This is a genomic window from Iodobacter sp., assembly GCF_025352645.1.
Lineage (GTDB): Bacteria > Pseudomonadota > Gammaproteobacteria > Burkholderiales > Chitinibacteraceae > Iodobacter.
The window spans coordinates 16,179-30,587 of sequence record NZ_JANXSO010000033.1 but is presented as its reverse complement, the minus strand read 5'-3'; the positions used below and the strand labels follow the sequence as shown (position 1 = coordinate 30,587).

The window sequence follows — 14,409 nt, the reverse complement described above, 5'->3', positions numbered from 1 at the left end:
CCATATTGGCCGCCATCGTGTTCTTTAGTCTTAATTCCAGAGAGCGTTTTATTGGCAGGCAGTGCACCCGCCCCGCTAAAGGTGGCCGGAGGATGACTACCGTTGTGAACCACGCCCGTCACAATGGGCCGGTCGATATCGTTATCGAGGTAGCTGACTAAAACTTCCTGCCCGATTCTGGGGATAAATTGATGGCCCCAGCTTGCCCCCGCCGAAGGGTAAGCAACGCGAACCCAGCAGGACGACTTATCATCCAGATTTGCACCAAACTCAGGGTGTTCTGCGGCTCTCTGCCATGAAAATTGAATTTTTATCCGGCCCAGCTCGTCGGTATGGACTTCTGCTCCGGCAGGGCCAACTACGGTGGCGGTTTGCACGCCAAAGCTGCTGGGCTGGCTGCTTTCGTCATAGCGAGGGGTGAGTGCTTGCCCTCTGCGCTGGGCGGTAAAGTCTGCCTGATAAGGTGCATTCTCCGTCGCGACCGCAGGATTAGAGCCAGCCAATAGGCTAGGTGCCAGCATCAGCAGTTGCTGGGTTAGATCAACGGGTAAATTATTATTGGCGGTGAATTTAAGCTCGGTAACTACGAACTCTCTTTTTTCTGCCTCGTCCCATTCATGGGCCGGGTGGTCTTCTAAACGAAACCATTGCCCAGCCTGCAAAGATCGCAAAGTGCCAGAGCCGCTAAAAGATTTTTTAGCCTGATCGTGCGATTGCTGGCGTAGTTGTGCGTAGTGACTAAGGTCTTCGGCATTGTTCGCGTAGTAGTGCGCGAGTGAGCCGTAATCTTCAAAACTGGACTGGATTTGCTGGCCGCCTTCACCCTGATCAACCGAGCTGTCATCAAAACTTTGATTGGTCTTAACGGCCTTGTAATCAAAGCTGGCTAAGGCGACGCTGCTGCTGCCTAGCTGGCGCTGAGTCGTCCAGTCGGTGAGGGAATCCGCCTCCTCCGTGGCCGACGCTCTATGAAATCTGACGTGCGAATCACTGGCTTCTGGAATGGCGTAAGCATCATCAAAAATCACCAGTTGTACTTGCGGTGAATCACCGGCTAAATGAACGAAGCGCCAAGATAAGCCTTCACGCTGCATGATTCTGCATAGAAACGCATAATCAGATTCATTTTTTTGAGTGGTATACGATTGGGGAGGGTAATCGCCAGACAGCTTGAAATCCAGCGTTTGTACTGATGCAAAGACGGGGTTTTTATCTTGATGCTCGGCCAATATCTTTTTAATAATGTCTGGCACGCTTAAATCTTGCAGTACCCGCGAAGTAAGCCGGTATCTGAGCAATGCAAACGGCGGCTCTACCGTCAGCTTGTATTGAGCAAAGCCACCGTCAGAGCCCAATAATTGCGCCTGAGAAACCACCCCACAGCGCTCTACCACTCCTCCTTCTGCATCCGTAATCGATAAAACGATCGGTAAGCCAAGTAAAGATTTAAGCTCCAAAGCAGCGTCAGCAGACAAACAATTAATGCTGTAAAGAAAAGGCCGATTGAGCCCTTCCTCCCCCGTTACCTGCTGAGGTAGCAACTGATCACCCCATGCCACACCATCACCAATCTGCAATGAGATCAATCGCTTATCTTGATTAAAAGCAGCTGCGAAAGAGGCAAGAAGCTGGTCGGGGCGCATGGTTGTTCCACAATTTTATCAATCGCCAAGAATACCCGACGTAATATTAAAATGTCCACAAAATTACAAATAGCTGTTATTTATTACAGTAAACTCACAATAAATCGTAAGCAAAATACCCTAGCCGCTTTCACAAAATCCATAGACAACATCGCACAACACTCCCTGCCCTTTTCTCCTATAAACTACAGCACCACCTTACACTAGGCTAAGTTATGCGTCCTGTTAGTGCCATCCGAGCTTCTTATGCTGCTGATAAAGCGGCCTTACACCAACGCTTTGATACACCAAGCGAAGCCTTGGCTCTCTTGGGCGAGCTCACACAGCTAACAGATCGCACATTAAACGAGCTGTGGGGCAGGCATCAGTTTATTGATGAGGTACTACTGGTGGCAGTTGGAGGCTATGGCAGAGGGGAATTGTTTCCCTATTCAGATGTGGATTTACTGATTTTACTGCCCGATTTGCCCTCGCCAGCACTGCTAGAAAAGCTCGAAGTCTTTGTGGGTGAGCTATGGGATATTGGCTTGGAAGTAGGCCATTCGGTACGCACCACGGCCGACTGTATGCACGAGGCTGAAAAAGATATCACCGTGCAAACCGCCATTTTAGAAGCGCGGCTTTTGGTGGGGGATCCTGAGCGCTTTAAAGAATTTTATGACACGGTACATCGCTATATCGATACCAAAGAATTCTTTGAGGCCAAGCTATTAGAACAGCAGGCGCGATATGGGCGCTTTCAAAATGCCACTTATAATCTTGAGCCTAATATCAAAGAAGCACCGGGTGGATTACGTGATTTACATTTAATTGGCTGGATTGCCGCCAGCCAAGGCTTAGGCCGTGATTGGCATGCTCTAGCCGCGCTGGATATGCTGACCCCCGAAGAAATCAATAAACTAGAAAATGCTGAAAGAGTATTACGGGCCTATCGTATCCAATTACATTGGTTAGCCAAGCGCCGCGAAGATCGCATCCTTTTTGATTATCAACACGCACTAGCAAGTAGTTTTAAATTTGAGGATAGCGAAAAAGGCTCGATTCGTCTCAGGGCCAGTGAAGCTTTAATGGCCACCTATTATCGTGCGGCAAGGATTATCAGCCAATTAGCACCGCTCTTAATTGCAGCATTGCGCGCGCGGATATTCTCGCAAATTGGCGTAGAGATTATTCCAATCAATACGTACTTTCAATTACGTGGCGAGGCCATTGAAATCACCTCCCCTGATGTATTTGAGCAGACCCCTTCCACGATTTTAGAGTTGTTTTGGCAATTAGAAAGCATACGCGACGCCAAAGAAATTAGCCCCGCCACGCTAAGGGCGCTATGGCATGCTAGATCACTCATTGATGATGAATTCCGTAGCAACCCCACCAATAAGCAATTTTTTATTGATATCTTTAGACAGCCGCGTGGCTTAACGCGGGTATTACGCCGCATGAATCAATACGGTGTATTAGGCCGATTTATTCCTGAATTTGGGCAAATTGTGGGCCGAATGCAGCATGATTTATTTCATGTTTATACGGTGGATGAACACACCTTAATGGTATTACGCAATGTGCGGCGCTTTGCCGTTAATGCATTTACGCACGAATATCCAATGTGCTCCAGATTATTAGCCGAATTCGATAGCCCTGAGGTTTTATATCTAGCCGCGCTATTTCATGACATTGGCAAGGGTCGTGGTGGCGATCACTCCCTGCTGGGCAAAGAGATTGCGGCTAAATGGTGCACCAGCATGCCACTTGCTAGTGAAGATAGCCAACTTATCACTTGGCTGGTTGAGCATCACCTCACGATGTCGTCCGTCGCCCAAAAACAAGATGTGTATGACCCTGAAACCATACAAGCCTTTGCCGCTTGGGTAGGAGATCAGCGCAAGTTAACGGCTATTTATTTGCTGACTGTTGCCGATATTCGTGGCACCAGCCCCAAAGTATGGAATGCATGGAAAGCCAAGCTATTAGAAGACTTATTTAAATCCACCCAGCGGCTATTAAGTAGCCAAACCGCTCCAACGCGCTCTTGGCTAGAAGAGCGCCAAGATGAAGCACTGCGGCTCATTCGCCTGCATGGCTTACGCCAAGATGCACATGAGGATTTCTGGAAAGTACTCGATACCGTGTATTTCTTACGCCATGATGCAAAAGAAATTTCATGGCACACCCGTATGTTATTTTCACGCGTCAACACCACCAAGCCTATTGTGCGGGCTAGGCTTTCAGAATCTGGCGAAGGCCTGCAAGTGATGGTGTATAGCTTGGATAAAAATGATTTATTTGCGCAAATCTGCAGTTTTTTTGAACGCGCGGGTTATACCATTTTTGATGCGCATATTCATACCACGCAAAATGGCTATGCGCTGGACAGTTTTTATATTTATATTCCTGATAATCGCGTTGATCATTACCGCGATTTAATCGGCTATATCGAGTTTGAGCTTAGCCAGCAATTAGAAAAATCCTTGCCACTACCCTCAGTGCATAAAACGCGTATTTCACGGCAATTAAAGCATTTTCCTATTCAGCCCCATGTGATGATTAGGGCGGATGAGCGTGGCAAATACCATGTGCTATCGATTGCGGCTGGCGATAGAACCGGTTTGCTATCCACCATTGCCCGCGTGCTTGCCAATAAACATATTGAAATTCAATCAGCAAAAATCATGACGCTGGGCGAGCGAGCAGAAGATAATTTTTTGATTAGTGGTGAATTACTTAAAGATCAACACGCATCACGCGCTTTAGAGGCGGAGTTATTACAGGCGATTAATACTTATTAAGGATCAAAGTCATAAATTATTATCTGATTATGCCTCTTGCTCAAACAAAGCCATATATTGCATGTAGGCGAATATGCTGTAGGGGTGCTGCTTGCTGCGCCCCTACAGTTTATATCCCTTCATATCGATCATCTCTGGTAAACGACAAAAAATGAGCAAGGGGCATACTCAGATAAGTTGTTGTGTATTACAAAAATCAGCATCGTCATTCCCGCATTTTCGGCCTGCCCTTGAATGCTTTGTCGGGGGCGGTAATTCCGCGATGTAATTAGCTTTCCGATGAAATACTCACGATGATGTTTTTTATCCCGCTTAAAACTCATGAACTATCTGATTACTACTTGCAGCCCCATTGTTTTTTTAGCTAGCCAATAACACGCTGTATTTTTTTAATAAGGCTTCGCATTGAAGTACGCCTTCTGCGTAATCGAATGTGGCAATGGCGTTATTCAGCCCTTTTAGCTCACCATTCATGGTTTCAATATGCGTTTTTTTCAAGCGTGCGTGTACATCAAAGGCCAACATATCAGATTGATTAAGTAGGCTATGCAGCTCTTGCACATCGGCAATTAAACGCGGGATATCGAGCTTAGGCAAAGCTGTGCTAGCTAATGGCACATCTTGCCCCAGTGCCCGCATTGTAAGCTGCACAGCCGCCCGAAAGCGCAGGGATAAATCGTGTTTAGCAAAATCACTCTCATCCAATTTAAGTTCACCTTCTGCTATTGATGCCATTGAAGCTAAATAGTTTGCCCCTACCGTGGCGGCCATCCCTTTAAGCGTATGCATTAAACGGGCCGCATCGGCCTGATTATTGACTTGCAATAACGCATCCAATTGATCTGGCATTGCCGTAATTTCGCCCAAAAAAGCGGCCAATATCCGTTCATATAAAACTTTATTGCCACCCAAGCGCTCTAGTGCCCCCTGTTGATCAATTGATGCAACTTCGGGCTGCTCAACAAGTGCCTCTTTCGGTAATTCCAGCGTTTTAGGGAATAAATTATCAAGGCAAGAATGCCTAATATGGCTGTGTAAAATTTGAATCAGGTTTAATAAATCAAAAGGCTTACCAATATGATCATTCATGCCCGCCGCCAAGCAAGCGTTTCGATCAGACGCCATGGCATTGGCCGTCATGGCAATCACAGGCAAGCTGGCCATCCCTAAGCCATGCCGAATAATATGCGTTGCCATATAACCATCCATCACCGGCATTTGCACATCCATCAGCACGGCATCAAAGGGTTGAACCGCATTAATAATGGCATTCACCCCCAGTTGGCCATTGGCGGCCACCTCAACCAACGCCCCTTCCGCCGTCAATAACTCTTGTGCAACTTGCTGATTTAATAAATTATCTTCAACCACCAATAGCCTTATCCCCTCTAGGCGCAGTGGTTTTACACTCTCATTCCTTATCCCTGCACGTAAATTACTCAGCCCCGATTTAGCATCCGCTACTGCATCAAACAGCATGGATGCCGTAATCGGCTTAACTAGAAAACTATTCAATAGCGCCTGCTCCTTGGGGCTCCTTTGCGCGAGTAAATCTCTGCCATGTGTCGTCACCATAATGATAATTGGCGCATCGCTCATGGGGGCATGGGCGATGATCTCTCGGATACGCAAACACGTTTCCCAGCCATCCATTTCTGGCATTTGCCAATCAACAAACATCACTTGATAGCCAATTTTCCCCGTTCTTATGCGGGTTTCAACAAGGGAAATCGCCTGCGCCCCTCCCTCGGCCACATCCGCCTGCCAGCCCCAAGACTGAACCATTTCCAGCATGATCTCGCGTGCAGTTGCGTTATCATCCACCACCAAAACTTGCAGATTTTTAAGCGCATTGGCTCTAGAGCCCGCTCCACCCACATCCCCAAGTAACTCATTTGTTGATGCCAGGGTTAGCGTAAAATAAAACGTACTACCCTGCTCAAGTTGGCTATCTAGTTTTAACTCGCCCCCCATCAATTCCACTAGGCGCTTACAAATCGATAAGCCCAGCCCTGTGCCACCAAACCGCCTAGTTGTGGATGCCTCCGCCTGCGCAAAGCCTTCAAAAATAGTGCGCTGATTTTCTGGCGCAATGCCAATCCCACTATCCTTAACGGCAATTTGCAAGGTGGTGGTGCTATCCGATTGGGCAAGTACCTTAATCTGAATCACCACCTCACCTTCAGCAGTAAATTTGATGGCATTGCCCGCTAAATTAATCAGCACTTGGCGTAGTCTTAGTACATCACCAATCAAAGCTTTAGGGGTGGCGGGGTCGATATCAAAGAGTACTTCAAGCGGCTTGGGGCCTATATTCGCCGATAAAATAACCGATAAATCCCGCATAAGCTGATCCAGCCTAAATGGCTGAGGATCAAGCTCCATTTTGCCGGCTTCCATTTTGGAAAAATCCAAAATATCGTTCAGTAAACCCAATAATGATTGCGCGGCACTTTCTGTTTTACTGGTGTAATCCATTTGCTGAGCGCTTAGCTCGGTATTTTGTAGCAATTTAAGCATGCCCAAGATGGCATTCATTGGGGTGCGAATTTCATGGCTCATATTGGCCAAAAACTGGCTTTTAGCTAGCGTTGCAGCTTCTGCCGTGGCTTTGGCTTCTTGCAAAGACAATTCATAATTTTTAATGGCAGTAATATCTGTGCGAATAGCAATATATTGCTCTGGCTTACCATCGGGCCCCGATAAGGGAACAATGGTTGAATCAACCCAATAATACTCACCATTTTTACTCAGGTTTTTAATTTCCCCATGCCACACTTTTCCGTTACTGATGTCTTGCCAAAGCGCAGTAAAAAATGCAATTGGATGAAATCCAGAGTTTAATATTCTATGGCTTTGCCCTAGTAATTCCTCACGGCTATAGCCACTAATTTTACAAAGCAGATCATTCACATAGCTAATATTTCCGCTTAAATCAGACACACTCACAATAGCGTGCTGATCCAATGCAAACTGTTTATTCTTTAAGTGCGTGCTTTGGGAAAACAAACGTGCAGAGACTAAATTCAATGCTTTATTAAGTGCCGCAATCTCCACAATATTTGTTGATTCCTGAATTTTTTCACCCTGCATATGGTCCAAATCTGCCGCAAACTGTGTAGCCGCTTGTAAAGCACGCAGTGGTGGCCGCAGTAATAAACTCAACAAATACAGCGTGATTCCAATTGCCAACACAATAATCACCAAGGCTTGCACCCAAATAGCAAATGCGGCCTGCTTTAGGCTATGGATGTGATAACTCACCCTAACCCAACCAATGGTTGAGCCAGCAATAATAGGCTGCCATGCCGACATTGTGTCAACCCGCCCTAGGCCATTGAGCAATTGCTTAGGGTCTTGCAAAGTAAATGATTTAGCCTCACTAGGAATAACCAGTTTATCGGCACTAAATCGCGGCAATACACGACCATTTTGCTTAATCACTTCGCTCAGTATCTTGCCTTTTTCGTCCAGCACTTGTACCGATAGCACATCGGGGGTTGCTATCGTCTGCATTGAAATCGCTTCAATGCTCATCAAATCCCCCACCAGCAAAAACTGCGCATCAACCACCGCCAAGTTTTGCGCGAGCGAGGACATATGCTGAGTGATGGTTTCTCTTAGCAAAGCGGTTTGTTTTTGCGCCGTATACGCACCGGAGCCAAGAATAGAAACCACCAAGCACACTGTAGTCAGCAGCATAATTTGGCGCACTAAGCTAGGTGGCAAGCTCTGATAAAAAGCTCGCTGCAAATGAGTAACCCACGGCGGCTTAATCATGCTATCTACTCTCAGTAACAAAATATTTTTGCAGCTTTAATGCTTCCAAAGGCTGATAATCTTTGGCGTAGTTAGCCAGCACCGGATTAGGGAAGCGAATTTCTTTAAGGAGTGCGCGTCCTGCCTCATCCTTACTTAAATCTAAAAAAGCCTGCTTTATCGCATCTCGCACCGCAGCGCTTACCCGTGGGTGGACAACCAAAGGGTGCGATGCCACTTCAGGCGTTTTATAAATAATCTGTAACTGCTCGCGCAGCTCTGGCAGCTCATCATTAAAAGCCGAGCTAACACTGCCTGCCGCCGCAACTTCATTTCTAGCCAAATGCCTAAACACATTAGAATGTGTACTCAAATAACGTGCGCTAAATCGAATACCAATTTGCTCCGCTAATAGCGCACGCATATATAGTGAAGCCGCAAATGCATTCGCTGCAGGAAACGCAATAGTTTGCTCATTTAAATCGTGAGCGGTTTTAAATGGGCTATCGCGGCGAGTCAATAAAATACCAAATATAGGTGTGCTATCCCTCAGTATCGGCATATAGCCTTGAGCGGATTTACTCATCACCACATGGTAAGGATTGACGTAAGCAAAATCAGCCGAGCCCTTCTTTAACTCCTCTTCAAACAAAGAGAAGGTGCTGACTAATTTAAGCTCTAGCACAATACCCGTCTCGCGCGAAATGCGCTGCAAAACGGGCGTCCACTCCTGGTGTAACTGGCTAGGATTAAACTGGGGAACCACCGTAAAAGTATATTTGAACGGAGTAGCTGCAAACGTGCTTGCTGCGGCAAACAATAGCCCAACATAAAGAACCCATATCTGTCCCTGCAAAAGCTTACGCATTTCTTCTCCAAACAAGCATAAAACTTAGTAGAAGAATAGTGCCTAATTTATATTTTTGTCAGACTGTGCGGGATATTTTTAATAAGCGGATTATGCCTCATACTCATTTTTTGTTATTTATCTGAGATGAACAACGTGAAGGAATATAACGTGTAGGGCTACTGCTTACTGCGCCTTTGCTAAACAGGACGTAGTAAACAGCTGCCCAGTGTGTTGGCCTACATGCAATACATGGTTTTATTTGAGCAAGAGGCATAATCAGGCTTAATAATGTATCGCTGCAGAGTAAGCAATCAGCCCACTTGGCAATTACATCTGTTTAAACAAGTGTGTAAAACTGCGGCTCACTTCTAGTTTTTCATCTAAACCACTTACTTTCACCAATAAGCGCCCACGCAAATCTTTAACTACACCTTCAATCGCTTTGCTATTAACCAAAGTTGCGCGGTGAATTTGCCAGAATAAATCTGGATTTAATTCTTCTAGCAAATCACGTACTGGTTTTCTAATTAAGGCCTCATAGTTTTTTGTTTGTACCCGTGTATATTTTTCATCTGATTGAAAAAACAATACATCATCCACGGGAATCAAACGTAGCTCTTGGCCAATAGATGCCTGTATCCACTGTAAATAAACAGGCTTTTGTGTTACTTGTTTCGCAATTTTAGCTATTAAGTCTTGCATATCATTGGGTGGATTAACTAAGCGTTTTTTTAATCGCTCCACGGTTAAAGCAAGGCGTTCTACATCCGCAGGCTTTAATACATAATCAATTGCGCCATGCTCAAAGGCTTCCACCGCATATTGGTCATAAGCCGTAACAAAAACCACATGCGTTGATTGTGAAATAGCCTGAGCCGCTTCCAAGCCTGTGGTACCCGGCATACGAATATCTAAAAAAGCAAAATCAGGATTATGCTCCAAAGTAAGGCTAATCGCCTCTTCACCATTTTTAGCTTCCGCAATAATTTCTAATTCTGGCCAAACCTGCGCCAAACGTAGCTTTAATTGATCGCGCATTAAACGTTCATCGTCCGCAATCAGCGCAGTGGGCATAGCACAACTCCTCAAAAAACGTAGCTTGGCCTTGAGCGAAACAAAACCCAACCATCCACTAAAGAATGTTGGGCTTTGCATACTCCGCATCAAGCTCCATATTACATTGCAGGGAACCTCGAAAAACCCATCTTTCGTCATAATACTACGTTGCGTATTAAAAAAATCTCCTTACATATCAAACATATGCAGCGTCTATTTTTTAATACGCGCCTTGTCTTATTTAGAAATATAGGTTTCTCGTGGCACCCTGAATTATATTTTTTATGCAGCGAAATAGAGTAAGTACTTGTGCAAAAGTTTTATGGCAAGGCGTCGAAGCCGCAGGCAGTACAGTTAGTACGACAAGGCAAGACAACGATGCAAGAAAACTTTTGCCTATCTACTTAGGTGATCTATTAAACCGCAGCCAAAGTATAAGGCACTTCAATCGTAATACAAACACCACTTGGTTTGTTTTCAGTAATTAAAAATTGACTCTGCCCTTTATAAAGCAAAGCTAATCGTTCGCGCACATTTTGCAAACCTAAACCGGTGCCACTACTTTTTGCCATACCAAAGCCCAAACCATTGTCTATTACCGTAATACGCAGTTTTTGATGCGCTACTTCTGCGTTAACAATTAATAATCCACCTTCAGTTTTTGGCTCTAAGCCATGCTTAATTGCGTTTTCAACTAATGTTTGCAAAATCATCGGTGGAAAGGCTGCCGAGCGTAGGCCTTCAGATATATTAATCTTAAAATCTAAGCGCTCTTCCATCCGCATTTTTAATAACACCAAATACGCCGTTACCATATCGGCTTCTCGGCCTAGATTATTACTCGCAGCGTGCTCCCTAATTTGCGGTAAAACCTGGCGTAAGTACTTAATCAAGCTGCTTTGCATTGCTGCGGCGCGGGGAGGATCCGTTTCAATTAAATACTCAACTGATGCTAGGGTATTAAACAAAAAATGGGGCTCAATTTGCGCCTGCATCATTTGTATTTTAGCTTCAGCCACCTGCCTTAATAACGACTCTCTTTCTGCTTCTTTTTGAGATTCACGAGCCAAAGCTTCTGCACGTTTTTTACCCCCCATTAAGACTTTAATCCCCAACAGCATTAATACAAACACAGCCACAATATCATTTACTTCTATATGGGCATGAGAAACTTTAGGCGCGGGGGGGACTACTATGTCGCCCATTTCATCAAAAAGATTAAATACATCTATAATATCAGTCAGATCATCGGCAAGCCGTAGTTTCTTTTGCTCGGAGACATCACTTAATTCCTCTAAATTTAATACTTTTTCTTTAATTTCTCCTCTAATCTGCTCTTTTTTTTCTTCACTAATTTTTAGCACGATATGCGGCTGTGGAGGCGGGCTAGCCCCATCTTCAATATCTACAAGTAACTTAAGTCCATCTCCTAACGCCCCACCTAAAACCAACAGAAGAATTACCAAAAAAATAAACTTACCCCAGCTGAGCTGAATCACCCAAACCGCTAGCCGATCAAAAATGACTTTAAACTCCTCAAAGACACTTTTGAGTTTATTCTTTATGTTTTGAATATCTGCCATCAACAATCCCTTTCCTCGTTACTTATTTTGCTCAATTTCACTACAGAACATCATCACCTTCGCTTGCAAAAACTTTACCTGCCCAGCAAAAGACATGCGCCCTAGGTCTTGAATAATTTAAATACTGCATACTGCACTTTCGCTAATTAATATAAGAACATCGCACATGCAAGAGACTGAATCAGTTTATATTGAGTAGGCTAAAAAACGTTATGCCTGATATCAATTCATTACGCACTATATGGCGTAATTAGGTTTATTTTTTTTACCGACGTTAATGACTGCCCCATAAACGCAGACTTTCTTTTAGCCACCACTTCTATTCTTGGTAACTTAATAATTTGTGGCTGGCGCTTAGCAATCACTTCTATTCTAGGCAGTTTAATAATCTGCGCATCACTAGCCGAGGTTTGTGCAAAAACAGGCGATGAAAAAGCAATCACAGTAGCGATAAGGATAAAGGCTTTCATGACATTCTCTAAACGGGTTAAGATGATGTCACTGTAGCCAAATCAATAACAGGCTTAAATAGTGCTGCGATCAAGCGCTTAATACAGGGATTAAACTGCAGAAAACCCCGACTAGAATGCAGACTGAATAGGTGAAATACATTCAATAACCCCTACACCGACTGACTGCTAATTACACAACTCCCCCCCCAAATGCATCGCCCACAAATGCCGCATCGATATTAACTTTTGTTTTATTAAAATCATAACAAGCCAAATCAATTACTTACAAGTAACGCCACCACACGACCAACTCTATTGATTTAGCAAGCAGGAAAGACAAAGGCGGTTTACCTTGCCCATCCTACAAGTGCTTAACTCAACAGAATTGACTACACCGCGCTGACCAAACAAAAGTAAATCAAACCACGAATATAGGTATTTCATTGGTTTTTTCGAGTATTTAGTGTTTTCGTGGACTAAAAGCAGGTGCTGCGTAGCTTCACTGACTTACTTAGCATCGCTGGCAGCCACCGCCCCCTGTTTTTTACGCGCTTTTTCAGCGGCCTGATAAGCGATGTAATAACGGCTTACCGTAGACACATAATCAACCATGCCTTTGCTAACCGATTTAAGCGCTACCTTTTCTACATTACCCAGCCAGCGATTTCTATCCAAACCTTGTGCGGCGGCTTGGTTGCGTAATTGTTGTACTCGGCCTTCACCCGCGTTATAGGCCGCAATCATAAAATACAATTGATCTTCGTCGCTGATGCCAGGATTCTGAAAAAAGTCGCGTAAATGGCCTAAGTATCGCGCCGCAGCCGTTACATTGCCCTCTGCATCATGCGGATTTTTAACGCCCATACTACGAGCCGTAGCGGGGTTGATTTGCATCACGCCCGTTGGGCCTTTTTTACGCACCACCGAATTTAAGCCGGATTCTTTCTGCCCAATCGCCGCCAGCAGCAGCCAATCTAGATTATTTGCGGCCGCCACAATTTGAAAAACAGGGGCAAAAAAGGCCAATTTATCTAAGGAACTAAGCTTCTCAGTGGTCTGCACTTTACCGTCGGCCACCAAATAACGCCGCGTAGCCTTGACCGCCCGATCAAGCAGCCCTGCTTTATCTACAAAGCGATTCAAAGTAGAGAGCAAAGCATTATCATCTTTGCGTACAGCCCAAGCCACCGGTACGCGTTCTTCTACACAGTTGGCCGATGCTTTCAGTTTAGGCAGAGTTTTATCCCATAAATCAACAATAAAACGGCTTGCCAGAGTGGTCTTATCTGCGCCTTTATTGATTTCAGAAAGGAGCATTTCGCTACTCACCCCTGGCGCTGCGTTTTCCACCTCAAATTCTGCATGGCCCGCTTTACGTCTTGATTCGTTAAAATCTGCCATTAAGCGCTGCGCATAGCTGGCAGATGGCAAGATGAGGCTGGCGGTTTCCTCTGCACCTAGGGTGCACCAACGATCTTGTAAATAGGGCGTTGAAAAAGCCACTAACTGCTTGGCCCCTTCTGTAACAGGCATTAACCCCGCAGCAATATCGCCCCGCCCAGCCCGCAGAGCGGGAATAAGCTCACCTGCATCCACTGGAATAAACTGCAAACGCAGCGGCGGCTGGCCTTTGGCCCGCCCCTGATTTAGAAACTTTTCAAACTCGGTGAGCATGCTGTACTCCACACCGTATTGGCGACCATTCTGAATAAAGAAGGTCGATGGCCCCAGCGCCACCAATACCCGCAGCCGCTCTGGCGGGTTACTTGGGTCAAAATTTTCCCCAGCTGCGGCCAGTTGCGTTGGCTTACTTAAGGCAGGGTGCGTACTTTTCACACTCGCCACAGGCTTAGCCCATAGCGGCGAAGCCTGCAGTAAGCTCATCAACAAGCAACAGCGTATCAAGCGTCTTATCATTCGCGGTATCCGAGTTGGGCGTATCAGCGTTATTAGACAAATTAAGCACCGGCAAGCTTGCTTACGCGCTCAACACAAAGAGCGCTAGCATGATTGTTACTACACTTACAGGTATCGGCCATGCCCGTCTAGCCGTATAATCGCATCTTTAGTTACTTGGCAAATCAGTACTCGCCATCTTTTGAGTGACAAACTATTTCACAGACCATTAAAAACTGAGCGAAACCCCCGAAACAAGGTAAAGAATGGCAAAAACCGCAGTTTACCGTGCGTAAATATGGATGACTGCCCGCTTTACACCTTATTCGTGCTTTGCAATTGTTTTCACCGGTCTGATAAATCCAGCGTGCAATATCTGCCGTA

The 14,409-nt window shown here is 45.3% G+C and carries 8 protein-coding genes; 1 reads left to right on the top strand and 7 read right to left on the bottom strand.

Annotated features, from left to right (window positions below):
- The coding region (locus Q0R17_RS04165) for a type VI secretion system Vgr family protein (RefSeq protein ID WP_293932382.1) at window positions 1–1,643 on the bottom strand (1,643 nt) is incomplete at its 3' end.
- Between the two features lie 215 nt (window positions 1,644–1,858).
- Between Q0R17_RS04165 and Q0R17_RS04160 the strand changes: the two genes are divergently transcribed.
- Entirely contained in the window at window positions 1,859–4,429 is a 2,571-nt protein-coding gene (locus tag Q0R17_RS04160) for a [protein-PII] uridylyltransferase (RefSeq protein ID WP_293932380.1), read from the top strand.
- 360 nt (window positions 4,430–4,789) lie between these two features.
- Here the strand turns inward: Q0R17_RS04160 and Q0R17_RS04155 are convergent, their stop codons facing one another.
- The 6 genes from Q0R17_RS04155 to Q0R17_RS04130 all read right to left on the bottom strand — a co-directional run bounded on the left by Q0R17_RS04155 (window position 4,790) and on the right by Q0R17_RS04130 (window position 14,013).
- Entirely contained in the window at window positions 4,790–8,209 is a 3,420-nt protein-coding gene (locus Q0R17_RS04155; protein ID WP_293932378.1) for a PAS domain-containing hybrid sensor histidine kinase/response regulator, read from the bottom strand.
- Window position 8,210: 1 nt separating this feature from the next.
- Window positions 8,211–9,056, bottom strand: coding sequence for a phosphate/phosphite/phosphonate ABC transporter substrate-binding protein (locus Q0R17_RS04150; RefSeq protein WP_293932376.1), 846 nt, complete (start codon window positions 9,054–9,056; stop codon window positions 8,211–8,213).
- 309 nt (window positions 9,057–9,365) lie between these two features.
- Window positions 9,366–10,112, bottom strand: a complete 747-nt coding sequence (locus Q0R17_RS04145; RefSeq protein WP_293932374.1) for a LytTR family DNA-binding domain-containing protein — start codon at window positions 10,110–10,112, stop codon at window positions 9,366–9,368.
- Between the two features lie 398 nt (window positions 10,113–10,510).
- The gene (locus Q0R17_RS04140; protein WP_293932372.1) at window positions 10,511–11,677 is read right to left on the bottom strand and encodes a sensor histidine kinase; all 1,167 of its coding nucleotides are present in this window, start codon (window positions 11,675–11,677) and stop codon (window positions 10,511–10,513) included.
- A gap of 230 nt (window positions 11,678–11,907) precedes the next feature.
- Window positions 11,908–12,147, bottom strand: a complete 240-nt coding sequence (locus Q0R17_RS04135; protein WP_293932370.1) for a hypothetical protein — start codon at window positions 12,145–12,147, stop codon at window positions 11,908–11,910.
- Between the two features lie 489 nt (window positions 12,148–12,636).
- A complete protein-coding gene (locus Q0R17_RS04130; RefSeq protein WP_293932368.1) occupies window positions 12,637–14,013 on the bottom strand; it encodes a transglycosylase SLT domain-containing protein in 1,377 nt (458 codons plus the stop codon).
- Window positions 14,014–14,409 lie beyond the last annotated feature (396 nt).